Raw genomic sequence first — 24,645 nt, 5'->3', positions numbered from 1 at the left:
ATTCGTTTGAGAGGGCTTTTTTTAGAACTTACGTTGACTAATATCTAAACGATTGACTGCCCGTTTTAAGGCAATTTCAGCACGCTTAACATCAACGTCGTCTTGTTTGCTATCAAGGCGCATTTCAGCGCGCTTTTTCGCTTCTTCTGCACGAGCTACGTCAATCGCTTCAGCTGTTTCAGCAGCCTGTGCAAGAATTGTTACTTTGTCAGGTCTTACTTCAAGAAATCCTCCGCTAACAGCCACAAGTTCTGTACTGCTTGCTTTCTTCAAGCGGACGGCTCCAATTTGTAAAGGAGCAACCATCGGAATATGGCCATGTAAAATACCAAGCTCACCGCTCTGTGCTCGGGTACTTACCATTTCCACTTCTGATTCGTAAACTGGGCCATCAGGAGTCACTACACTGACATGGATTGTCTTCATTTAAAAAACCTCCTATGTCCCTTAAATTAAACTTCTACTCCCATACGTTTCGCATTTTCAATAACTTCTTCAATGCGACCAACTAAACGGAACGCATCTTCAGGTAAATGATCGTATTTACCTTCCAAGATCTCTTTAAATCCTTTAACAGTTTCTTTTACAGGAACATAAGAACCTTTTTGACCTGTAAATTGTTCTGCTACGTGGAAGTTTTGAGACAAGAAGAATTGAACGCGACGAGCACGTTGTACAACGAGTTTATCTTCATCAGATAACTCATCCATACCTAGGATTGCAATGATATCTTGTAACTCTTTATAACGCTGTAACGTTTGTTGAACTTGACGCGCAATTGCATAGTGCTCTTCTCCAACAATTTCAGGAGATAAAGCGCGAGATGTAGATGCTAATGGATCTACCGCAGGGTAAATACCCATCTCTGATAATTTACGCTCTAAGTTTGTTGTTGCATCTAAGTGAGCAAATGTTGTCGCTGGAGCTGGATCCGTATAGTCATCGGCTGGTACGTAAATCGCTTGAATCGATGTTACAGAACCTACGCTTGTTGACGTGATACGCTCTTGAAGCTGACCCATTTCTGTCGCTAATGTTGGCTGATAACCTACTGCTGATGGCATACGGCCAAGTAATGCCGATACTTCTGAACCCGCTTGTGTGAAACGGAAGATATTATCGATAAAGAATAATACGTCTTGACCTTGTTCGTCACGGAAGTATTCTGCCATTGTTAATCCTGTTAATGCAACACGCTGACGTGCACCAGGCGGCTCATTCATTTGTCCAAATACCATAGCCGTCTTCTTAATAACACCAGAGTCTGTCATTTCATGGTATAAGTCATTACCTTCACGCGTACGCTCACCTACACCAGCGAATACCGAAATACCGCCGTGCTCTTGAGCAATGTTATTGATTAACTCTTGAATTAATACTGTTTTACCTACACCGGCACCACCGAATAGACCGATTTTTCCACCTTTAATGTAAGGAGCTAATAAGTCTACTACTTTAATACCTGTTTCAAGAATTTCAGCTTGTGTAGATAGATTTTCGAACTTTGGTGCTTGACGGTGGATCGGATCACGACGTGCACCTGCATCGATTGGGGCGTCTAAGTCGATTTTTTCACCTAATACGTTAAATACACGACCTAACGTAACGTCACCAACTGGTACTGAGATTGCTGCACCTGTATCTTCTACTTCTAATCCACGAACTAAGCCGTCAGTGGATGACATTGCTACTGTACGAACTGTGTTATCACCTAAGTGAATCGCAACTTCTAATGTTAATTCGATTGCAACTTCACTTGCACTGCTCGGTTTATGTGAAATTTTAAGGGCGTTATAAATTGCCGGAAGGTGTCCGTTGTCAAACTTTACGTCTACAACTGGACCCATGATTTGAGTAACGCGTCCTTTTGTCATCGTGTTCCCTCCTAACTTGCTTTTCCATTAAACTTTCTATTCTAACGCTGCCGCTCCGCCAACAATTTCCGTAATTTCCTGGGTAATTGCCGCTTGACGTGCACGGTTATATGACAATGTAAGATTATTGATAAGATCTTTTGCATTGTCTGTTGCACTTTTCATCGCTGTCATACGAGCAGCATGCTCACTTGCTTTTCCATCAAGCAGGCCGCCGTAAATTAAACTCTCTGCATACTGAGGAAGTAATACTTCTAAAATCTCTTCTTGTGATGGTTCAAATTCATAACCAACAAGTTTACCAGAAGGTTGAAGATCTGTTAGAGGCAATAGCTTCTTCTCCGTCACTTCTTGTGAAATCGTATTGATAAAGTGATTATAGTATAAGTAAAGTTCATCAAACGTACCGTCCGCAAACATTTGAACTGTTTGTGAAGCAATTCCTTGAATGTCAGCAAAAGCTGGCTGATCTGCTAAGCCTGTGATTTCAAGCAAAACCGGAATACCGCGTTTTACGAAGAAATCTCTCCCTACTCGTCCAATTGCAATCACACCGTATTCATCAGGTGATTGATGGCGTTCTTCAATAGCTTGAGATACTTTTCGCAAAATATTACTGTTATATGCTCCTGCTAGACCGCGATCTGAAGTGATTACGATATAACCAGTCTTCTTCACGCTGCGCGCAGTTAACATTGGATGTGAAGCGCCTCTGCTGCCTAGGGCTACACTTGAGACTACCTCTTGAATTTTTTCCATATATGGAACAAACGATTTTGCATTTTGTTCCGCTCTATTCAGCTTTGCAGCTGAAACCATTTCCATTGCTTTCGTAATCTGGCTCGTTTTTTTCGTCGATGTGATTCGAGTTTGTATATCACGTAATGATGCCAAAGGTTTCACCACCTTGTTTTAGAAGATCACGTGGTATGAAAGGTGAACAAATGTTCACCTTCACCTTATTGAAAGATTGTCTTAACATACCATGCTGACAATATATTATTCAGATGCAATAAATGTTTTCTTGAATTCTTCAAGTGCTGATTCGAATACGCCAGCTTCAGGAAGGCCACCAGTTGTACGGATTGATTCAAGTACTTCTTTACGGTTTGATTCTAACCATGTTAAGTACTCGTCTTCAAAGCGTGTAATATCTGATACTGGAACATCATCTAAGAAGCCTTTTGTTAATGCGTAAAGCACAGCTACTTGTTTTTCTACGCGAAGCGGTTTGTGTAAACCTTGTTTTAAGATTTCAACTGTACGCGCTCCTCGATTTAATTTTGCTTGAGTTGCTTGGTCAAGATCAGAACCGAACTGAGCAAACGATTCAAGCTCACGATAAGATGCAAGGTCTAGACGCAGTGTACCTGCTACCTTTTTCATCGCTTTAATTTGTGCAGATCCCCCTACACGTGATACAGAAAGACCAGCATTAATCGCAGGACGTACGCCTGAGAAGAATAGATCTGACTGTAAGAAAATTTGTCCGTCTGTAATCGAAATTACGTTCGTTGGGATATAAGCAGATACGTCTCCTGCTTGCGTTTCAATAAATGGAAGAGCTGTTAATGAACCTCCACCTTTTGCGTCCGATAACTTTGCCGCACGCTCTAATAAACGAGAGTGCAGATAGAATACATCCCCTGGATACGCTTCACGACCTGGAGGACGGCGTAATAGTAATGAAAGTTCACGATAAGCTGATGCTTGTTTTGTTAAGTCATCGTAAATAACAAGTACGTGCTTACCGTTATACATAAACTCTTCACCCATTGTTACTCCAGCGTATGGTGCTAAGAATAATAGTGGAGCTGGTTGTGAAGCTGATGCTGTTACAACGATTGTGTAATCTAGAGCACCGTGTTTACGTAATGTCTCTACTACGTTACGAACTGTTGATTCTTTTTGGCCAATCGCTACATAGATACATACCATATCTTGATCTTTTTGGTTTAAGATTGTATCGATTGCTACCGATGTTTTACCCGTTTGACGGTCACCGATAATTAACTCACGCTGTCCACGGCCGATCGGCACAAGTGCATCAATCGCCTTGATACCTGTTTGAAGCGGCTCATGTACTGATTTACGATCCATAACGCCAGGTGCAGCACCTTCAATTGGACGTGTTTTTGTTGTTTCTACCGGGCCTAAGCCGTCTACTGGCTGACCTAATGAGTTAACAACACGACCGATTAACTGCTCCCCTACTGGAACTTCCATGATGCGTCCTGTACGGCGAACTTCGTCACCTTCACGAATTTCTGTATATGGTCCTAAAATAATGATACCTACATTGTTTTCTTCTAAGTTTTGTGCCATTCCCATGACACCATTTGAAAATTCAACCAGTTCTCCAGCCATGACATTGTCGAGGCCATGAGCACGTGCGATACCATCCCCAACTTGGATAACAGTACCTACATCACTCACTTTAATCTCAGACTGATAGTTTTCAATTTGCTGCTTGATCAGCGCACTAATTTCTTCAGCTTTGATGCTCATGAATTTCACCCCTATCTACGATCTGTGTGCAAGAAGTCCTCGGTGGATCGTTTCTAATTTGCTGCTAATGCTGCCATCATAGATACGATTACCAATGCGAAGCTTCACGCCGCCGATTAGGCTTTTATCTACTACATTTGAAATATTTAACGTATGTTTTCCAACTTTTGAAGCAAATGATTGCGAGATTGCTCGTTTCTCATCTGCGCTTAAAGGTTTGACAGAATAAACAGTTGCGTCTGCCACGCCACGTACTTCGTTCGCTAGGAAACGATACTCTTGCACCATTTGGCTAACAATTTGAATGCGGTGACGCTCTAATAATAGAAGAACCGTATGTTGAACAGTTGGTGAAAGTTCAGCAAATGCCTCACTTACAAACTGTTTTTTTCGCTCAATTGTAATTTTTGGATGAGTTAATACATCCATTAATTCAGGTGTTTTAGCAAACACCTCTTCAACGATTTGTAGCTGTTCTTGCATTTCATCGATCATCTGTTTTTCTGTTGCTAATTGAAAAAGAGCTAGTGCATAGCGCTTGGCTACAGCTGGTTGACTCATCGTACATCCCCTACTTCTTGGATATATTCATGAATTAACTTCTCTTGATCTTGTTCAGAAAGTTCTTTTTCAATAACTTTCGACGCAATTAAAACAGATAATGAAGCAACTTGCTCACGTAACGCAGCAACTGCTTGATCTTTTTGCTGTTCGATTTCTTGTTTTGCTGCAGCTTTTAGACGCTCAGACTCTTCGCGTGCTGCTGCAATGATTTCTTCTTTTTTATCTTCTGCAGACTTTCTAGCGTTTTCCATCATTACTTGCACTTCTTGACGAGATTGCTTTAAGATTTCACGCTGCTCTTCAACAAGCTTCTTCGCTTCCTCATTTTGCTTTTCTGCTTCATCAATCTCACCGGCAATATGCTCTTCACGTTTTTTCATGATTCCCATTACAGGACCAAACGCGAATTTTTGAAGTAACGCAAGTAGGATAAGGAACATCACTAATTGGAAAAGAATATCTCCACCATTAATGCCTGCTGCTCCTAACACAAACATGTTCGACACGGCCATGTTCACTCCCTTCAGAGACTCCACATATATAATTTACTTCTTAAAGACATAAAGTAATGGCGAAGGTTCTTTTGAATGATCTTCGCCACATGTAACACATTATTATTTACCTTGTACCATGAATGCAATAACTACGGCGATAATTGGAAGCGCCTCAACTAAGGCAACCCCAACGAACATCATTGAAGTTAATGTACCACGTGCTTCTGGTTGGCGAGCTGTGCCTTCAATCGTCTTAGAAACGATAAGACCGTTACCAATACCAGCACCTAGTGCCGCTAAACCAATCGCAATTGCAGATGCTATTAAACCCATTTTATAAAGTCCTCCCTTAATATATATGATTTTGTTTAACTAAGTTTTGTTTTGTCCAAATTGGGTATTACTTGAACAAAGCTTTATAAATTAATGGTCGCTACTCACTTTGTGAGATAAATAAACCATCGTTAACATTGTGAAAATGAAGGCCTGAATTGCGCCTACAAAAATACTGAATCCTTGCCATAAAAGCATTGGGATAGCAGCTCCAATTGTACCTAGGAAGCCTGTTGTTGCTAAACCAGCTAGCAAGCTTAACAAAATTTCCCCAGCATAAATATTACCGTAAAGACGAAGGCCAAGCGTTAACGTATTGGCAAACTCCTCGATAATCTTAAGCGGGAATAAAAATGCCATTGGCTTGAAGTAATCTTTCGTGTATGCAGAGAAACCTCGCATTTTAATACCATAATAATGTGATAGTACAACTACCATAACGGCTAACGTCAGCGTAATTGCTGGATCAGCGGTTGGCGATTTCCACCATAAGTTATGGTCAATCACGATGGCGAATGGAAGACCCAACATATTTGACACAAAAATGTACATAAGTAAAGTTACACCTAGCGTCAAAAAGCGGCCACCTGTTTTCCAATCCATATTGCTATTAACGAGTCCTTTAACAAAATCTAAGACCCATTCAATAAAGTTTTGTGCACCGCTTGGCTTCATAGCAAGAGTACGAGTACATAAAACTGCAATTAAGAATACAATAACAGAAGCTACGGTAACCATAAGCAAGTTACTTTGACTAAAAGTAAGGCCTAGAAACTCTATAGTTGGTGATTCATGACCCAACTGTGTTCACCTCTCTTTCTATCTTCTACGCATATTTTGAACAACTAAATCTATGATAATGACAACATAATACGTCATTAATCCCACAACTACACTAATAATATGAAAGGTTTTTGGATAAGAGATGGTAATCACAACTGCGAGAGCAGCTGTTGCAAATCTTACAACAGTCCCAATTGAACGGGGCTTTTTCCCCTCATCCAACGCCTGTCCAAACTGCTCAAACTTTCTTACTAAGTTCCACAAATTATACAAACTCAGGGCGGTTCCTAAAATTAAACCTGCAAAAACAGCCTTATAACTTGTAAATCCCCAGCCGAGAACGTATAATGCTAACAAATACAATATGTATGAACGAAGTCTTGGAAAAACGTGCTGCAAATCCTGCATGAATTATTAATCTCCTGAAAAAAAATGGTGGACTGTCCGCAGCATCATAAAAACACCTGCTGCTAGCCCTGAAAGAAGGCCTAAAATCAAAAATAGTGGTTCGGTGTCAAGCCATTGATCAGCCCATCTTCCAGAGAATAAGCCAATTAAGACTGAACCTGCTAACTGTGATAGAATGATTGACACTAATGCCATCGCTTGCAAAGGATGACGGTTGCGATCTTTCATAAGCTCATACCCCTTTTGCAAAATTTTCTTTTTTCCGAATTCTCTATCGTTTTCATAGCTCAATATATGATAGAAAGGCAAAAAAAATTGCTAAAAAAGGTAAAAACAGCTAATAAAATACGCAGAAATATCAACGGTTTTCACAGGTTGAAAACCTTATCATTTATATTCCCTGTAAGCATACAATAGCGTATATTTAATGTCAATGTGTTTAAGCTAAAAACTTCACAATCTCTTCTTATTGTTCACATTTCTGCCACACATAAAACCTCTTCAAATGAAAACATTTAAAGAGGTTCATTCAATCGTTATTGTACTGTGTACAACCTGCTCTTGTCTATGCTTTTTCACAAATGCAAATATTTGGTACACTCCTGGTACAAGCGATTCATCAATCGTTATTTTTCGTTTTCTCATGCCTCTTTCTACATCCACGTCAACATCTAAATACGATACAAACTGTAAAGACTGCTTATCAAAAAGAGCGACGCCTAACTGATCTGCTCCTTCAGGCAAAAACAGTTCATAGCTATACGTATTTTTCTCTTTTTCCGCTGCTACTTGCAATCCCATGACACGAGGATAATCTGGAATGCTAATCATGTACATATAGGGAAGCGAAAATGTTTCACGTGAATCATTTATTTCCAAATATCCGTCATATATACCTTTATTTTTAAAACGGGGCTGCACCGATAAAGTGACAGCTATCTCTTTTGTCTGACGGGGTGGCACCGTGACGGGTAATGGAACATCCCAGTTCACTCCTTCATCCCTTTTTGGAACGTTTAAGCGATACGTTTTTGCTTTATCAGACTGGTTATCAATTTTAAAAGATAAAACTTTCTTTGATGGACGCGTAAAAATACCAAAAGATAAAGAAGATGGATAAAACAAAGATTCTGCTGTGACGGCTTTTGCTATTTGAATTCTTCCCGCTCCTTGTTCATATACGCGATACGTTTGACCGTTTAGCTGCTGCATTACTTTACTGGTGTTCATCAATGAAGCTTTGACTTGTTCAGGAGACCAGTTCGGGTGAGCTTGTAAAATCAGCGCACACGCTCCAGCTACATGGGGCGCAGCCATACTTGTGCCATGCATGCGTTCATATCCTCCAGGAACTGTACTATTAATGAAGTAACCTGGTGCGACGACGTCTGGTTTGATTCCCCAAGTAGTCGTTACAGGCCCTCTTGAACTGAAAGATGTGAGCAAGTCTTGCACCACCTGCTGGCCAGTGCGTAAGTACGGTTGTTGAGACTGAATGTGTTGGCTAATGGTGTCACCGCTTTTTTTACTTACCCATATCACGGGAATATTTACTGACTCTTTTAGTTTACTGACTATGCTTTTTTCTGTCGGGCTATATAAAATAACCGCTTTTGCTCCCGCCTGTTCAGCTTGTTTAATCTTTTTTTGAACTGCATTTCCTTCTGCTTTTAGCAAAATGACGTTACCCGACGCATGCTTTTGCTCTTTGGAATCTTCTGCATTTATTACACGCAGCGTTTGATTAAACGTCCATGGACGAGACCCTTCTACTGGCGCCATCATAATTTTTTCTTTGTTAAATCCAATTGTTAGAAATTGAACTGTTGTCGGAGAAACAGAAGCGCCAACGGAAATAGCTTTTCCCGCTGTACCCGGAGAGCCCACCGTCCATAAACCTGGACCTGAATTGCCGCTAGATGTAACCGTTACAATTCCTTTTTCAACAGCTCGATCTAACGCTAAGCTTGTTGGTAAATCAGGGCCATTCACATCATTTCCTAATGATAAATTAATAATATCTACATCATCTTGAATTGCTTTTTCAATAGCTAGAATAACACTTTCAGACGTTCCAGCTCCTCCAGGCCCAAGAGCTCGGTATGCATAGATTTCCGCTTGGGGTGCTACGCCTTTAATATTCCCATTCGCTGCAATAATACCAGCTACATGAGTACCGTGCAGAGTCGGTTCTCCTTGCTCACGAGTGGTTTCCATCGGCTCATAATCTTCATCTATTACATCGTAACCCCCTCTGTAGGTTTGTTTTAAATCAGGGTGAGAATAATCAACCCCCGTATCGATAACGCCTACTTTGATCCCTTTTCCTGTTAAGCGCTGATTGTGAGTATCAAACAAGCCTCTTACCTGTTCTGAGCCAATGAACGTTACGCTATTTTCTTCTGTAACCTGATAGTTTTTAATAGAATGTGAACTAATAATAGATGGATTCTGAGATAGTTTTTCCAAATCCGAGATGGAGCCGTTTAATGAAAGTCCTGTAAACACCGTGTGAAATTCGCTCTTAATCTTTATATTAGGATAATTTTTTTGTAGCTGACTTTTAAATTTCGTGAATTTTTCTTTTTTAATCATCACAATGATTGATTTTTCCTGATGATTCATTTCTTGTTTTATAGAAGGAAATGTCGGATTGAGCGACATTTGCCCTCCCCCACTCCCCAATATAAAGCTAATCATTAACCATTTAATCCACATAAAAAAACACCTCTCACACTATCGTGTCTCAAAGAGACGCTTTTCATGTGAAAGGTGTTTAGAAATCTTACGAAAGCGGATTAAAAGCTTCCGGTCTGTTTTCACGGCGGTTGAAATAGTAGCTAATAGCATCACAAATGCGTTTAGAAGCTAAGCCGTCTCCGTAAGGATTCGATGCTTGTGACATTTGCTTATATACGTCTTCATCTATTAACAGCTCTTTTGCTAGCGTATAAATCGTTTTTTCTTCCGTGCCTGCTAGTTTGAGCGTTCCTGCTTCAATTCCTTCCGGGCGCTCTGTTGTATCGCGAAGTACCAATACAGGTACGCCTAATGAAGGAGCTTCTTCTTGAACACCGCCCGAATCTGTCAAAATAATATGAGCGCGCTCAGCGAAGTTATGGAAGTCAATTACATCTAACGGTTCAATTAAATGAATGCGCGGGTCATTTCCTAAGATATCGTTTGCTGTTTCTCTAACTACTGGATTCAAATGAACAGGATACACAACTTGCACATCTTCATGTTCATCTACAATACGCTTAACAGCACGGAACATATTTTTCATTGGTTCGCCTAAATTTTCGCGGCGATGTGCCGTTAACAAAATAAGACGATCATCTCCCAATTTCGTTAACACTTCATGCTCATATGTCTCTTTTACTGTTGTTTTTAACGCATCGATAGCTGTATTTCCAGTCACAAAGATTTGCTCTTCTTTTTTGTTCTCTGCTTGCAAATTAGCTGCAGACTTATCTGTTGGAGCAAAGTGCAAATCAGCGAGAACACCTGTAAGCTGACGGTTCATTTCTTCCGGGTATGGAGAATATTTATTCCATGTGCGCAAACCTGCTTCAACATGCCCGACCTGAATCTGATTATAAAAAGCTGCTAGCCCAGCAATAAACGTCGTAGTTGTATCACCGTGTACAAGTACCATGTCCGGCTTTACTTTTTTCATTACGTCGTCCAAGCCTTGTAATCCTCTGGTCGTTACGTCCATAAGGGTTTGGCGATCCTTCATAATGTTCAGGTCATAGTCAGGCTGAATGTCAAAGATGCTCAATACTTGGTCTAACATTTCACGGTGCTGAGCCGTTACTGTAACAATTGCTTCGAACTCTTCTGGTCGCTTTTTAAGCTCTAATACTAGAGGAGCCATTTTAATTGCTTCTGGTCTTGTCCCGAATATCGTCATTACTTTAATTGGCTGCTTCATGTTCATCACCCAAATCTACAAATTATTTTGTACCGAATAAACGATCCCCTGCATCACCTAAACCTGGAACAATATATCCATGGTCATTTAATTTTTCATCTAATGCTGCAATGTAAATATCTACGTCAGGGTGTGCTTCTTTTACAATTTCCACGCCTTCAGGAGCAGCAATTAAACACATAAATTTAATGTTTTTAGCGCCTCTTTTTTTCAGAGAGTTGATTGCTTCTACAGCTGACCCTCCTGTTGCAAGCATAGGATCTACTACAATAAAGTCACGCTCTTCTACATCATTAGGTAGCTTTACATAATATTCAACAGGCTGTAATGTTTCTGGATCACGATATAAGCCAACGTGTCCAACTTTAGCAGCTGGCATTAGTTTTAAAAATCCATCTACCATGCCGATACCAGCACGAAGAATTGGAACGATACCAAGCTTTTTCCCTGCAATAACTTTTGACTTTGTTTTGCAAACCGGTGTTTCAATTTCAACATCTTCTAGCGGTAAATCACGTGTTGCTTCAAAAGCCATTAAGCTTGCCACTTCATCAACTAATTCACGAAACTCTTTCGTTCCCGTTTTTACATCGCGTATGTAAGTTAATTTGTGTTGAATAAGCGGGTGATCAAATACGTATACTTTGCCCATTGATATCTCTCCTTATATATAAAGATGTACACATTAAAATACCATTCAACGAATTGAATGGTACGTACTAGTAAAAACATATCTCTTGCTAATTAAATTTATACATTGCATTCATTTTACAGAAAAAAGTTTTTGAGTTCAAGCATTATTCAAAAAATGATTGAATTGCTACCACTTTCTCCATAAAAAAAACAGGCACAAAGGCCTGTCTCTGTTAAAGTGATTTATACATTTCAAACTTGCTTGTTAAAGCTTCAACGCGTGTTTTAGCTTCAGCTAACTTTTCTTCATCTTCAATATTTTTAAGCGTTAATCCGATGATAGAAGCAATTTCATCCATCTCTTCTAAGCCAAATCCGCGAGTTGTAACCGCAGCTGTACCAATACGGATACCGCTTGTTACAAATGGGCTTTGCTCATCATAAGGAATTGTATTTTTGTTTGTTGTAATACCTACATCATCAAGCGCTTTTTCAGCTACTTTACCTGTCAAATTCATTGAGCTTACGTCGATTAACACAAGGTGATTGTCTGTTCCTTCAGATACAAGAGCAAATCCTTCTTTCTTTAATCCTTCTGCTAAACGATTAGCATTGTCGATGATATTTTGAGCATAGTGCTTAAACTCATCTTGTAATGCTTCACCAAATGCTACTGCTTTTGCAGCGATAACGTGCATCAATGGACCACCTTGAATACCAGGGAAGATCGACTTATCAATCTTTTTCGCAAATTCTTCTTTACATAAAATCATACCGCCGCGTGGTCCGCGTAGTGTTTTATGTGTTGTAGTTGTAACGAAATGAGCATGTGGCACAGGATTTTGATGAAGTCCTGCAGCTACTAGACCAGCAATATGAGCCATGTCTACCATTAAATAAGCGCCTACTTCATCAGCGATTTCACGGAAACGCTTGAAGTCGATTGCGCGTGGATATGCGCTTGCACCAGCCACAATTAATTTTGGTTTGTGTGTACGAGCTTTTTCTAATACGTCATCGTAGTTAATGCGATGTGTTTCGCGATCTACACCATATTCGATGAAATTGTACTGAACACCACTAAAGTTAACAGGACTTCCGTGCGTTAAGTGACCGCCGTGCGATAAATTCATACCAAGTACTGTGTCTCCAGCCTCTAAAACAGTGAAGTATACAGCCATGTTTGCTTGTGCACCTGAGTGAGGTTGAACGTTCACGTGCTCTGCTCCGAAAATTTCTTTTGCACGATCACGAGCTAAGTCTTCTACTACATCCACGTGTTCACAACCACCGTAGTAACGTTTAGCTGGATAGCCTTCAGCATATTTATTTGTTAAAACTGAACCTTGTGCTTCCATTACCGCTGTTGTTACAAAGTTTTCTGAAGCAATTAGCTCAATCTTAGTACGTTGTCTTTGTAATTCATCCTTGATCGCATTATAAACTGCTGGATCTTGTTGCATTAGTTGTTTCTCCATCAAAATCCTCTCCTCGTTTCGTATTCGCAATGTTCGTTATTTGTTAATTCAACTACATTGTAACATGATTTATTTAGAATAAAAAAGAAAAAATGTGTATTATTTTAATATATTTAATTACGAAAGTTCGTAAAACGCTCTCATTCCACCGATTAGTTTTGGACGCGTCTTTGCTAAAGTAACATGAGCGTGTCCAACTGCGTTCAACGTACAACGAACGGGTACTGCGACATGCTTTAAATGCATACCAATGAATGTATCTCCAATATCAATCCCAGCATCAGCTTTAATAAACTCTACTAAAACAGGATCTTTAAGCTGGCCATAGGCCTGTGTAGCCATTGCTCCACCTGCTTTATGAATAGGAACAACACTAACGATTTCTAAGCGTTCTTTACGAGCTAATTCTCTTTCTACTACCAGTGCTCGATTAAGATGTTCACAGCATTGAAATGCTAAGTGGACACCCGTTTTTTTTCGAAAATCTGCTAGTGTATCAAAGATCATTTCTGCAACTTCCATTGCGCCTGCGGTTCCTATTTTTTCACCAATTACCTCGCTTGTACTGCATCCAATGACAAGTGTATGTTCTGAAGATAACTGCACTTGTGCTGAAAAATCAGATAAAACTGTTTCCAACTGCTCTTTCCATTTCGTAAGTTCAGACACGTTTTTCTTCCTTTCTTCCATTGAATACGTTCACATTATGCCGTTACTGTTGCATCACTTTGCTGCTCATACTGTTTAATTTTATTCACGCGATTTTCATGTCGCCCGCCTTCAAATTCTGTCGTTAACCAAATTTTCGCAATTTCACGTGCAAGTCCCGGCCCAATGACGCGTTCACCCATTGCTAAAATGTTGCTATCATTATGTTCTCTTGTCGCTTTTGCACTAAACGTATCATGCACTAGAGCGCAGCGAATTCCCTTTACTTTATTAGCTGCTATGCTCATACCGATGCCTGTTCCGCAAATAAGAATGCCTCGACTTACTTCTTGGCTCGCCACTTTTTGAGCAACGGGAAGTGCATAATCCGGATAATCGACAGATGCTGAGCATTCACACCCTAAATCCACATATTCAATATTTAATTCTTCCATTAAAGAGATAATTTCCTGTCGTAAATTTATACCGCCGTGGTCAGATGCAATAGCTACTTTCATCTTTGTTTCCTCCTCATACATACCTTCATCTTCTATTAATTTTTGTTCAGTTTAAGTCTGCAAAAATTTATGGGACCTTTTATAATTTGTCGACTATTTTGTTAATCATACGCTCTAACTCTTCTAAAGTCTGTTCGTACGTCTGTAATGATCCGCCGAACGGATCAGATACTTCACCTTGCTCGCCGGCAAATTCTTTTAGCGTAAATAATTTATCACTTACGTATGGAGCTTGGTTCAAAATTAGCATTTTATGCTGCTCCGTCATCGTAAAAATATAAGTAGCCCACATCAATTGTTCTTCCGTTAATGCTGCCGAAGCATGAGAACAAGCTATGCCTTTCTGTTGAAGGGCAACTTGTGCATGAACAGAAGCTTCACTTCCATTTGAAGCGAATACGCCTGCAGACTTCACGTTTATTCCATCTATTTTTTTAGCTTTCAGCAACGCTTCTGCCATAGGGCTGCGGCACGTGTTTCCTGTACATACAAATAAGATGTTTTTCAAGATACATCCTCCCTTGCTTTCACTATGTGCGACTATGTTGATATTCCACCCTATTGTATCTCTATTGCTTGCATAAATCCAGTTAGCTTTTTTGGGTGTTTTTTATCCATAATCTCTTTATTTATCTTAAAAAAAACACCTTCGCTTTCCTTTTTTTATTGCTGTAATTTAAAAGAAGCAAAAAAAGACCATAACCTGCATGGTCATGATCCTTTACCTATTTATATATAGTTAAAAAGGTAATAGCAATTTGATGCCAAAAGCTAATAAAATGCTCCCGCCCAGTGCCTCACTATATGAACCAAGCCAGCCTTGTACTCTTCTGCCGAGCAACAGTCCTAACCAAGTTAATAGCATACTCACTACGCCAAAAACAATAATGGTCAAAAACGTTCTTGCCCCAAAAATACCTAAGCTAAGTCCAACAGAAAAACTATCTAGACTCACGCTGAGCGCAAAAAATAACAGTCCAAAGCCAACTGGTTTGATAAACGGCGTATCGTCATGCTTAAAGGAGGAATAAATCATCTGCGCCCCAAGAATCAGCAATAAAATTCCACCGCCATAGGTAGCAAACATTCCAAGTTTATCAGACAAAAGTCGTCCAATAAACATGCCCAATAGCGGCATCCAAATATGAAATATACCGATAACAACACCAATGTAGAAAATTTGGCGAAAGCGTAAACGAATTAACCCCATTCCCAAACCAACTGAGAAAGCATCCATTCCTAAGGCAAACGCCATAATGACTAACGTGATCATTTCACTAATTAACTGAGATACATTCATCTTTACCCTCCTCGGACGTGCTCCTATTTCAAAATATGCACATTCGAAAAGGTTTAGAAGATGAATTTTATTGCTTAATCACGTGATGTCCTGCAGCTTTCATTAATCGATTCATAACGGCATGACCGACTCCTTCTTCAGAAAAACTTTCACTAACGATAATATCTACATCGCACTCATTAAATGAACGAAGAGACTCATATAAGTGGCTAGCAACCGTCTCTAAATTTGAGCGAGATCCACATGTAATGACGGCATCGGCTTTATACACATCTTCATGTTCAGATGTCGTTAATACCCCTACTCGCTTACCCTGATCTTGATAGTGATCAATAATAGATTGGAAAAAATCTGAACTGCCGTCAACAATGACAAGCGGTGCATCAGGTGCGTAATGCGTATATTTCATACCTGGAGATTTTGGCGCTTCTTTATCACTTATTAACGCTCGATCTACTTTTACGGGACCAATTACACTTTCTAACTCTTTCTGAGTAATGCCGCCTGGACGTAAAATAATAGGAATCTCTTCAGTACAATCAAGGACAGTCGACTCTACTCCTACCCCTGTCGCTCCTCCGTCTACAACTCCGCTAATACGCCCTTCTAAATCATTCATCACGTGGTGAGCTAAAGTGGGGCTTGGCTTGCCGGAGAGGTTTGCACTAGGAGCCGCGATAGGCAAAGCCACTTTTTTCAATAATGCAAGAGCTACCGGATGTGATGGCATTCTCACTGCAATGCTGTTTAAACCAGCCGTAACCTTATCTGAAACTTGATCTTTTTTAGGTAATATCACGGTAAGAGGACCTGGCCAAAAAGCATCAATCACTTTCTCTGCTTTTGAAGGAATTGACTCTACAAATGTATGCAGCTGCTCTTTATCTCCAATATGAACAATAAGAGGGTTATCACTAGGACGTCCTTTCGCTGCAAAAATTTTATCCACAGCTTTATCCGATGTTGCATCTCCTCCTAATCCATACACCGTCTCTGTAGGAAAAGCAACCACTTCGTGGTTGCGCAGCAAATCTGCTGCTTCTTCTATCTGTGGATAAATATCTTTTTCGTTCATAAAATTATCCACAACCCATAACTTAGTTTCCATCTTCTTCAACTCCTTTTTCTTTCTATATCTAGGTTTTTTTTACTTTAAAAGTACAATATGTATCAAAAACAGTAAAATACATGCATTCATTATATCAGCAAACAAGCTTTATCCACAAAATGTGGATAAAGCTTAGATTTTTGTGAATAACATTGTGGATACCCCATTAAAATGATTTATCCACATTTCCTTTTAACTAGCTGCATAAAACATCACGTAGACATCCTTAGGATTTGGTAACTGTTTTAAATACGAATGTTCTTTTAACAAATCAGGTAGAGCACTATAAGATGTTTGCTGAAAATTCATCATTTGAAAAAAATGCAGAGAGGATGCCTTATTTGTTAGTAAATATAGTTGCTTCACACCATGCTTTTGAGCCAGCTGAACGATACTTTTAAATAGCAGCAGAATATCAGATTGCATCAAAGAAGGTGACACGACAAGGGAGCGAAGAATTCCGTCCATGCCTTCTTTTTCAAACCCAACTGTTGCTAGCAGCTCGCCTTCATCACTTTCCATGATGACAAATTGATGAATATGTTCTTCTACACCCGCTGTGCTAATACCCGCTTTTTGTAAAAACTTCTGAATTCGAATATAATCATTTTTACTGGCAATTTTTAATTGTTCTCTCATTTTAATCACCTCAACTTGTTTTCTAGTAACAAATCTATGAGATGGTTAAAAAAAGTAGAACTGAATTTTATTTTTAATGATTCTATTAATTAAATACGGACGATACCCATTCTACTACAAAAAACTTAACTTCTACAGAATCTTCTTTCGATTTAGCATCAGCTTTTTTCTTAGATGAAACAGACTTTTCAGCTTCCTTACTTTCCTTTTTCTCAGCCTTAGCGCTTGTTTCTTCTTTCGCTGTGTTGCTTGTATCCTTTGCAGCTGCTTCTTTAGAAGATGCCGTTGGTTGAGAAGGTTCCTCAGCTTTCTGCTTAATAGAATCCGATGTAATAGTTGCAGATTGAATTTCTGTCTTCACTGCGGGTTCTTTACTTTCAGCCGACGTATCATCTGTTTTGTCTGCAGATTTTAATTCAGAAGCTGCTGGTTTTTCTTTTTCTGCCTTTGGTTCTTCTTCAGATGGCTCTGGCGCTTTTACCGCTTCACCGTTTGAAAAATCTAAGAAGCATAAAGGAGGAAATAGTACACACCACCAGTTTGCTCCTTCTCCTTTACCAAGAGTAATAAGCACGGCTTCATACTCACCTGCTGGATATAAAAACTGACCGTACAACTTAGTAGGAAACTCTACTTTTCCGAATTTAACGTGAACAGATTCATTTACGCCTTCTTCTTTTAGCACTTCTTTCGCAATTGTCTCAAGCGCTGGCAAATTTTCTTTAATTGTTTTTCGAGCTACAGTTACAGATGTTAAATCTTTTACCCATTCTGTAATTTGTTCGTTCACACGGTCACGAATCAGACGTTTTACGTACTGATCTTTTTCACCGTCGCTGTTTGCTAAAATACGCAGTCGAATTGCCTCGTCTGGAATGACTGCAGGCTGATCTGCCTGCACTTGGTTATGTGTATATATAAGTTGAGCATTTGCTCCAATAATTAATAAAATAAAATAAATGATAGCATATTTCTTCATTTCGGCCACCGCCCTTTCATAGGAACAGTATGGCCGAAAGCAAGATATCTTAAACTAGTAATTTAGTAAAAAAATGCATGATTTTCAAAAACCAAAGGGAAAATCATTCCCTCTGATTTTTTTAGTTATCACGAAGTTGTGCAAAAACCATTCGATCTTTTCCATTAATATCATATACACATTCTACAAAAGCTGTCGGAAACGTTTTTTGCAGCATCTCAGCTACATCTTTTGTCTGTCCGGCCCCGACCTCAAATCCAATAATACTGTTTGACTTCGTCACATATGGCAACTCTTCCATAAAACGTCGATAAAAATCCAGACCATCTTTTCCACCAAAAAGAGCTCGATTTGGCTCATGATCTTTTACCACTGTGGACAATTCATCATCTGCTGGAATATAAGGCGGATTAGACACAATTACATCAAATTTCTGATTTGATGATAGGAATGGTTGTAATAAATCTCCCTGTATAAACGTGACAGCAGCGTCCAGATTTTGAGCATTCTCCTTGGCTACATTTAAAGATTCTATAGCTATATCTGTTGCTGTAACATTGACGCTGTCAAGCTCCAACGCTAAAGTGATAGCAATCGCCCCACTTCCCGTTCCAATATCGACAAGCTCAATAGACTGGTGTTGAAATTCTTTTTTCATTCGAGAAATCATTCCATATACGAGCTCTTCTGTTTCCGGTCTTGGAATTAATACATGTTCGTTTACAATAAATGAACGTCCGTAAAATTCTTCTGTCCCGATGAGATATTGTACAGGCATCCCTGCTTTATGAGCATGGACATCTTGTTCAAACCTTTTTAGCGTTTCTTCTTCTAGTTCTTCCTGCAGAGCACCTAGCAAATGAGTTCTCGTCATCTGTAAGTGATGGCGAAGCAAGAGTTCTCCCGCGTTTTCATCTCGCTTTGCCTCTTTCAAAAAAGAAGAAGCCCACTTAAGGGCTTCAAATACTTTCATTAGTTCGAATCTTCCATTCGGCGCGCTTGGTCTTCCATTACTAATGCATCGATAATTTCATCAAGCTTGCCTTCTAAGATTTGATCTAGCTTTTGAATCGTCAGACCAATACGGTGGTCCGTTACGCGATTTTGCGGGAAATTATACGTACGGATACGCTCAGAGCGATCTCCTGATCCAACTGCTTGTTTGCGCGTTGCATCGTACTCTGCTTGTGCTTCTCGCTGGAATTTGTCGTACACGCGAGCACGCAATACTTTCATTGCTTTTTCTTTATTTTTAATTTGAGACTTTTCATCTTGACATGATACCACTGTATTTGTTGGTAAATGTGTTAAACGAACTGCCGACATCGTCGTATTAACACTTTGGCCACCAGGTCCACTTGAAGCAAATGTATCTACACGGATGTCTTTTTCATGAATGTCCACTTCAACTTCTTCCGCTTCAGGAAGACATGCTACCGTTGCTGTAGATGTATGAATACGACCGCCTGATTCTGTTTCAGGAACTCGCTGAACACGGTGTGCACCGTTTTCAAATTTCATCTTTGAGTACGCACCTTTACCGTTAATCATAAAGATAATTTCTTTATAACCGCCTACTCCAGTAGTCGTTGCTTCCATTACTTCTGTTTTCCAGCCTTGTGATTCAGCAAAACGAGAATACATGCGGTACAAATTAGCTGCAAATAACGCTGCTTCATCTCCACCAGCCGCTCCACGAACCTCCATGATTACGTTTTTATCATCGTTTGGATCTTTTGGAATTAATAAAATACGTAGCTTTTCAACTAGCTCTTCTTGCTGCGTTTCTAACTCGGCAATTTCTTCTTTGACCATGTCGCGCATATCTGCATCAAGCTTATCTTCAAGCATCGTTTTCGCTTCTGATAACTGCTCTTTTACATCTTTGTATTCCTGATAAGCGGCTACCGTTTGTTGTATATCTGATTGTTCCTTCGAATATTCTCTCAACTTAGAGGGGTTGTTTACGATCTCAGGGTCACTCAGAAGTTCGTTTAACTTCTCATAGCGCGCCTCTACCGCTTCTAAACGATCAAACACGTCATTCACCTCATTCTTTATCCATAACATTGTAATTATAGTATAGCTTTAAAATAGAGTCAAAACCTTGTTAATACACGTATATGAACAAAAAAACAGAACTGCGCGTTCTGTTTTTATCATCATAAAATTCTTGCTTTATTTTTCGACCATTTCGCTTGAGTCCACAGACACAGCCTGTCCTTTGGACTTTTGCACAACGTGGCAATGACGACATCTTGGTTCGTACGATTCAGACGCACCGACTAAAATAATAGGGTCGTCATAAGAAGCAGGCTCACCGTTAATCAAACGCTGCGTACGGCTCGCAGGAGAGCCACATGAAGCGCATACGGCCTGTAGCTTTGTTACCGATTCTGCAATAGCCATTAACTGGGGCATTTGTCCAAAAGGTTCACCTTTGAAGTCTTGGTCTAACCCTGCTACAATCACACGAAAGCCTTGATCTGCTAAAGATTGAACAATTTCTAAAATATCTGTGTCAAAAAACTGTACTTCATCTATCGCTACTACGTCTGTCTCTTCATTTACTCGCTTTAAAATATCGCGCGATGCTGAGATTGAATAAGCCATAACAGATGTACCATTATGTGAAACGACAGCTTCTTCACTATATCGATTATCAATTGCAGGCTTGAACACTTGTGCTTTTTGTTTAGCAAACTGCGTACGGCGCACACGTCGAATCAACTCTTCTGATTTCCCTGAAAACATACTGCCACAAATTACTTCTATCCAACCGCTTTGTTTCATTACGTACACCACTGCGGGACTCTCCCTTCTTCTCGTTCCGTTTCTGAGCGAACCGCTACTAACTTAATCTACGTCTTCTATGTAGATCTTATTCCTATGATAAAGTACCCACTTTTTTATCAAGCAGACACTGTTTTTCTACTTTTTTAAGCAAAAAAACAGGCAAGAAGTTAAGCTACTTGCCTGTTTGTTTCGACAATGTGATTATTTAAGACCGTATTTTTTGTTGAAGCGATCAACACGGCCACCAGCTTCAGCGAATTTTTGACGACCAGTGTAGAATGGGTGACATTCAGAACAAGTCTCAACGCGGATCTCTTCTTTTACAGAACCACTTTCAAATTCGTTTCCGCAAGTACATTTAACCATAACTGTTTTATAGTTTGGATGAATTCCTGTTTTCATTCGTTTCATCTCCTTCCGCCCTGAATCATTCTGAAACAGAGTTTATTGATAAAGATAGTGATGAAATAATAACTATTTCACTGTGTACTTTATCAACACACATGATGAAATTATAACAAGGGTTGTATGCTTTTGCAACCACATGTTTTATAACTTATCGTTTATTTGCTAGAAGCGTTTTTTTCTCTTCCGTTAACATCGAAAAGAACTCTTCATTTGTCTTTGTTTGACGTAAACGTTTTAAGAATTTTTCTGCAAAATCAGGAGCATCTGCCATTGATTTGCGAATTGCCCATAAGTGGTCTAAATGCTCTTTTGGAATTAACAGCTCTTCTTTACGTGTGCCTGAACGACGAATGTCAATCGCAGGGAAGATACGTTTTTCAGCTAGTGAACGATCTAGATGCAGTTCCATGTTACCTGTACCTTTAAATTCTTCATAAATAACATCATCCATACGAGAGCCTGTATCAATTAAGGCTGTTGCTAGAATGGTTAAGCTGCCTCCATCTTCAATGTTACGCGCAGCTCCAAAGAATCGTTTTGGACGATGAAAAGCAGCTGGATCAATACCCCCTGATAGTGTACGACCGCTCGGTGGAATAACTAAGTTATAAGCACGAGCAAGTCTTGTAATGCTATCCATCAAAATGACAACATCTTTTTTGTGTTCGACAAGTCTCATCGCACGTTCAAGGACAAGTTCCGCTACTTTAATGTGATTTTCTGGCACTTCGTCAAATGTAGAACTGACAACATCACCGTCAACCGAACGCTCAATGTCCGTTACTTCTTCAGGACGCTCATCAATAAGAAGAACAATCAATTCCGCATCAGGATGATTGGTTGTAATGCTATTGGCAATTTCTTTTAACAGCATCGTTTTACCTGCCTTTGGCGGCGCAACAATTAGTCCCCTTTGCCCAAATCCAATTGGTGAAATCAAGTCAATAATACGCGTAGAGAAACTTCTTGGCTGAGTTTCCAGCAGCATTTGCTCATTTGGATAAATCGGGGTTAGTGCTGGAAAATGTACGCGTTCTTTTGACGTTTCTGGGTCTTCTCCGTTTACTGCTTCTACATGCAGTAACCCGTAGTAGCGCTCATTTTCTTTCGGAGGACGAACTTTCCCCGATACCTTGTCTCCATTACGCAGATCGAAGCGACGAATTTGTGAAGCTGAGATATAAATATCTTCTGAACTCGGTGAATAGTTAATTGGTCGTAAGAAACCGAATCCTTCTGACTGAATAATTTCAAGAACGCCTTCCATAAATAAAAGCCCATCTTGTTCAGCTTGAGCCTTTAAAATAGCAAAGACAAGTTCTTTTTTCGTTAATTTACTATAGTACGAAACTTTATACTCACGAGCATGTTCATATAGCTCTTTTAATTTCATATTTTCTAAACTGGATAATGTTAAGTTCATTAGGACACCACGCTTTATAATGAATAATTTTTAACCGTTCCTCCCATATTAAATTCAAATATAAAATTGAGAGATGATATGGATGGAATAAATCTGTGAAAATGGAGAATATAACCTTTGAAGTATAATAAGTAGAATCAATTGATTAACCATACACTTTTAGAAGAATAATTCCGACATAAAACCATTTATATTATCTTGATAAATTTAACGTAGCAATTTATATTCTAACCTTTTTCTATCTTTTTAATCAATCTTTTTTTACTTTAGAAGATGAATAAAAAAAAGGAAATTTAATAGCTTAAGAGAAGCAAGGAAAACCTTTTCATAATTTCACATTAAAGGAAATAAACTGGACGTTAAAATAAGAAGTGAAATTTATCTTTTAGCTTCCCCTTTTTATCTATTTACCCTATTCATAAATATATAAGCTACACAGACATAGAAGAACGTTCCTACACCTGTGTAGCTTATTTAACGGCTCATTTCTAGAATTTGCTTTCCTGACTGTTGTGCAATTTGCCTCTATGAATTTTGAAATTGTTCAATTTCTTCTTGAGTCATCTCTTCACGCCAAATCATTGCCCCTAAATCCGATAGCTTGTCTACTAAATGGCTGTAACCTCGGTCAATGTGCTCTAAACCCGTTACTTCTGTAATCCCTTTGGCCATTAAGCCTGCGGTTACAAGGGCTGCTCCTGCTCGTAAGTCCGACGCTTTCACACGTGCACCTTGTAAGTGAATGGGACCATTAATAATAGCTGAACGTCCTTCTACCTTAACAGATGCATTCATTCGTCTCAGCTCGTCAATATGCTTAAACCTTGCACCGTAAATTGTATCTGTCACAACGCTTGTACCTGATGCTCTTGTTAGAAGCGTCGTGAATGGCTGCTGTAAATCAGTTGGAAAACCTGGATATACTAACGTTTTAATATCTACGGGCTTCAACAGCTGACGAGTCGCTACGAGAATCTGATCTGAGCTTGTTTCGATATGAATACCCATTTCCCGCATTTTAGCCGTTAATGACTCTAGGTGCTGAGGGATAACGTTGTCAACAACAACTTCTTTTCCCATACTCGCTCCCATAATCATATACGTGCCTGCTTCAATTCGGTCTGGAATGATGGAATGACGGCATCCTTTTAATTGATCTACGCCATCAATTCGAATAACGTCCGTCCCTGCACCTTTAATACGGGCACCCATACTTGTCAGTAACGTAGCTACATCGATAATTTCAGGCTCTTTAGCAGCATTCTCGATAACGGTACGCCCTTTTGCTCTCACAGCAGCTAGCATGATATTGATTGTTGCTCCTACGCTCACAACGTCTAAATAAATTCGAGCACCAATCAGTTCATCAGCTCGAATGTAAATAGCTCCTTGCTCATTTGTTACTTTCGCACCAAGAGCTTCAAAGCCTTTAATGTGCTGATCGATTGGTCTTGGACCAAGGTAACAGCCTCCTGGAAGACCAACTACCGCTTTTTTAAAGCGTCCCAACATCGCCCCCATTAAATAATAAGAAGCGCGTAATTTTTTTACTTTTCCGTTCGGTAAAGGCATTGCAACCATTCCGGATGGATCTACTGTTAATTCGTCGTTATCAATGGTTACTTTCCCACCAATTTCTTCAACTAAATCCCCTAATAACTGCACGTCTGAAATATCAGGCAGACCTTCAATTGTAACAGGTGACTCGGCTAAAATTGTTGCTGGAATAAGCGCAACGGCACTATTTTTAGCACCACTGACGCGGACGGATCCACTTAAGGTAAAGCCACCTTGTATTTTTAACTTTTCCATTT

27 protein-coding genes are annotated in these 24,645 nt (G+C 39.6%); all 27 read right to left on the bottom strand.

All coding sequences use genetic code 11. The annotated features are described in order from the left end of the window. Positions 1-21 precede the first annotated feature (21 nt). A complete protein-coding gene (locus tag ACMX9J_RS20225) occupies positions 22-426 on the bottom strand; it encodes a F0F1 ATP synthase subunit epsilon (protein WP_028411988.1) in 405 nt (134 codons plus the stop codon). 26 nt (positions 427-452) lie between these two features. After that, positions 453-1,874, bottom strand: coding sequence for a F0F1 ATP synthase subunit beta (atpD, locus tag ACMX9J_RS20220; RefSeq protein WP_013059799.1), 1,422 nt, complete (start codon positions 1,872-1,874; stop codon positions 453-455). Between the two features lie 36 nt (positions 1,875-1,910). Continuing rightward, entirely contained in the window at positions 1,911-2,768 is an 858-nt protein-coding gene (locus ACMX9J_RS20215; RefSeq protein ID WP_013059800.1) for a F0F1 ATP synthase subunit gamma, read from the bottom strand. A gap of 105 nt (positions 2,769-2,873) precedes the next feature. After that, positions 2,874-4,382 carry a F0F1 ATP synthase subunit alpha gene (gene atpA, locus ACMX9J_RS20210; protein ID WP_013085461.1) on the bottom strand — a complete coding sequence of 503 codons (1,509 nt, stop codon included), beginning with the start codon at positions 4,380-4,382 and terminating at the stop codon, positions 2,874-2,876. Between the two features lie 15 nt (positions 4,383-4,397). After that, positions 4,398-4,943 carry a F0F1 ATP synthase subunit delta gene (locus ACMX9J_RS20205; RefSeq protein ID WP_176344908.1) on the bottom strand — a complete coding sequence of 182 codons (546 nt, stop codon included), beginning with the start codon at positions 4,941-4,943 and terminating at the stop codon, positions 4,398-4,400. Further along, positions 4,940-5,458, bottom strand: coding sequence for a F0F1 ATP synthase subunit B (locus tag ACMX9J_RS20200; RefSeq protein ID WP_013085463.1), 519 nt, complete (start codon positions 5,456-5,458; stop codon positions 4,940-4,942). The genes ACMX9J_RS20205 and ACMX9J_RS20200 overlap by 4 nt, the downstream gene beginning before the upstream one ends. 102 nt (positions 5,459-5,560) lie before the next feature. After that, a complete protein-coding gene (gene atpE / locus ACMX9J_RS20195; protein WP_013059804.1) occupies positions 5,561-5,773 on the bottom strand; it encodes a F0F1 ATP synthase subunit C in 213 nt (70 codons plus the stop codon). Positions 5,774-5,863: 90 nt separating this feature from the next. After that, positions 5,864-6,574 carry a F0F1 ATP synthase subunit A gene (atpB, locus tag ACMX9J_RS20190; protein ID WP_013059805.1) on the bottom strand — a complete coding sequence of 237 codons (711 nt, stop codon included), beginning with the start codon at positions 6,572-6,574 and terminating at the stop codon, positions 5,864-5,866. 18 nt (positions 6,575-6,592) lie between these two features. Then, positions 6,593-6,964, bottom strand: coding sequence for an ATP synthase subunit I (locus tag ACMX9J_RS20185; protein ID WP_013059806.1), 372 nt, complete (start codon positions 6,962-6,964; stop codon positions 6,593-6,595). 6 nt (positions 6,965-6,970) lie between these two features. After that, a complete protein-coding gene (locus tag ACMX9J_RS20180) occupies positions 6,971-7,192 on the bottom strand; it encodes an AtpZ/AtpI family protein (protein ID WP_013085464.1) in 222 nt (73 codons plus the stop codon). 297 nt (positions 7,193-7,489) lie between these two features. Continuing rightward, entirely contained in the window at positions 7,490-9,682 is a 2,193-nt protein-coding gene (locus tag ACMX9J_RS20175; RefSeq protein WP_416226122.1) for a S8 family serine peptidase, read from the bottom strand. A 67-nt stretch (positions 9,683-9,749) separates the two neighbouring features. Continuing rightward, the gene (gene wecB, locus ACMX9J_RS20170; protein WP_367033106.1) at positions 9,750-10,901 is read right to left on the bottom strand and encodes a non-hydrolyzing UDP-N-acetylglucosamine 2-epimerase; all 1,152 of its coding nucleotides are present in this window, start codon (positions 10,899-10,901) and stop codon (positions 9,750-9,752) included. A 22-nt stretch (positions 10,902-10,923) separates the two neighbouring features. Next, on the bottom strand, positions 10,924-11,553 hold the full coding sequence (upp, locus tag ACMX9J_RS20165) for a uracil phosphoribosyltransferase (protein ID WP_013059810.1): 630 nt from the start codon (positions 11,551-11,553) through the stop codon (positions 10,924-10,926). A gap of 214 nt (positions 11,554-11,767) precedes the next feature. Further along, positions 11,768-13,012, bottom strand: coding sequence for a serine hydroxymethyltransferase (glyA, locus tag ACMX9J_RS20160; protein WP_013059811.1), 1,245 nt, complete (start codon positions 13,010-13,012; stop codon positions 11,768-11,770). A 117-nt stretch (positions 13,013-13,129) separates the two neighbouring features. Next, entirely contained in the window at positions 13,130-13,681 is a 552-nt protein-coding gene (locus tag ACMX9J_RS20155) for a TIGR01440 family protein (protein WP_028411982.1), read from the bottom strand. Positions 13,682-13,716: 35 nt separating this feature from the next. Continuing rightward, positions 13,717-14,178, bottom strand: coding sequence for a ribose 5-phosphate isomerase B (rpiB, locus tag ACMX9J_RS20150; protein ID WP_028411981.1), 462 nt, complete (start codon positions 14,176-14,178; stop codon positions 13,717-13,719). A 79-nt stretch (positions 14,179-14,257) separates the two neighbouring features. After that, the gene (locus ACMX9J_RS20145) at positions 14,258-14,686 is read right to left on the bottom strand and encodes a low molecular weight protein arginine phosphatase (RefSeq protein ID WP_028411980.1); all 429 of its coding nucleotides are present in this window, start codon (positions 14,684-14,686) and stop codon (positions 14,258-14,260) included. Positions 14,687-14,917: 231 nt separating this feature from the next. Then, positions 14,918-15,478, bottom strand: coding sequence for a manganese efflux pump MntP family protein (locus ACMX9J_RS20140; RefSeq protein WP_028411979.1), 561 nt, complete (start codon positions 15,476-15,478; stop codon positions 14,918-14,920). Positions 15,479-15,545: 67 nt separating this feature from the next. Beyond that, positions 15,546-16,586 carry an L-threonylcarbamoyladenylate synthase gene (locus ACMX9J_RS20135; RefSeq protein WP_098627061.1) on the bottom strand — a complete coding sequence of 347 codons (1,041 nt, stop codon included), beginning with the start codon at positions 16,584-16,586 and terminating at the stop codon, positions 15,546-15,548. A gap of 192 nt (positions 16,587-16,778) precedes the next feature. Then, positions 16,779-17,225: a GNAT family N-acetyltransferase gene (locus ACMX9J_RS20130; RefSeq protein ID WP_047749577.1), complete on the bottom strand. Its 447-nt coding sequence runs from the start codon at positions 17,223-17,225 to the stop codon at positions 16,779-16,781. An 85-nt stretch (positions 17,226-17,310) separates the two neighbouring features. After that, positions 17,311-18,204, bottom strand: coding sequence for a stage II sporulation protein R (spoIIR, locus tag ACMX9J_RS20125; protein WP_033580396.1), 894 nt, complete (start codon positions 18,202-18,204; stop codon positions 17,311-17,313). Positions 18,205-18,325: 121 nt separating this feature from the next. After that, on the bottom strand, positions 18,326-19,177 hold the full coding sequence (gene prmC / locus ACMX9J_RS20120) for a peptide chain release factor N(5)-glutamine methyltransferase (RefSeq protein WP_028411975.1): 852 nt from the start codon (positions 19,175-19,177) through the stop codon (positions 18,326-18,328). Next, positions 19,177-20,244, bottom strand: a complete 1,068-nt coding sequence (prfA, locus tag ACMX9J_RS20115; RefSeq protein WP_013059820.1) for a peptide chain release factor 1 — start codon at positions 20,242-20,244, stop codon at positions 19,177-19,179. The genes prmC and prfA overlap by 1 nt, the downstream gene beginning before the upstream one ends. A 138-nt stretch (positions 20,245-20,382) precedes the next feature. Further along, positions 20,383-20,997, bottom strand: coding sequence for a thymidine kinase (locus ACMX9J_RS20110; protein ID WP_153252841.1), 615 nt, complete (start codon positions 20,995-20,997; stop codon positions 20,383-20,385). A gap of 204 nt (positions 20,998-21,201) precedes the next feature. After that, positions 21,202-21,402 carry a 50S ribosomal protein L31 gene (gene rpmE, locus ACMX9J_RS20105; protein WP_013085477.1) on the bottom strand — a complete coding sequence of 67 codons (201 nt, stop codon included), beginning with the start codon at positions 21,400-21,402 and terminating at the stop codon, positions 21,202-21,204. A gap of 154 nt (positions 21,403-21,556) precedes the next feature. Further along, positions 21,557-22,831 (bottom strand): transcription termination factor Rho, encoded by a 1,275-nt coding sequence (gene rho, locus ACMX9J_RS20100; protein WP_014457752.1) that lies wholly within the window; start codon positions 22,829-22,831, stop codon positions 21,557-21,559. Between the two features lie 525 nt (positions 22,832-23,356). Continuing rightward, a complete protein-coding gene (locus ACMX9J_RS20095) occupies positions 23,357-24,643 on the bottom strand; it encodes a UDP-N-acetylglucosamine 1-carboxyvinyltransferase (RefSeq protein WP_028411974.1) in 1,287 nt (428 codons plus the stop codon). Positions 24,644-24,645: the final 2 nt, after the last annotated feature.

It is taken from the genome of Priestia sp. RMT2NF4, assembly GCF_047872835.1.
GTDB classification, from domain to species: Bacteria; Bacillota; Bacilli; order Bacillales; family Bacillaceae_H; genus Priestia; species Priestia zanthoxyli.
Note: the sequence above shows the minus strand (reverse complement) of the source record. Positions and strands in the feature narration are given on the sequence as shown.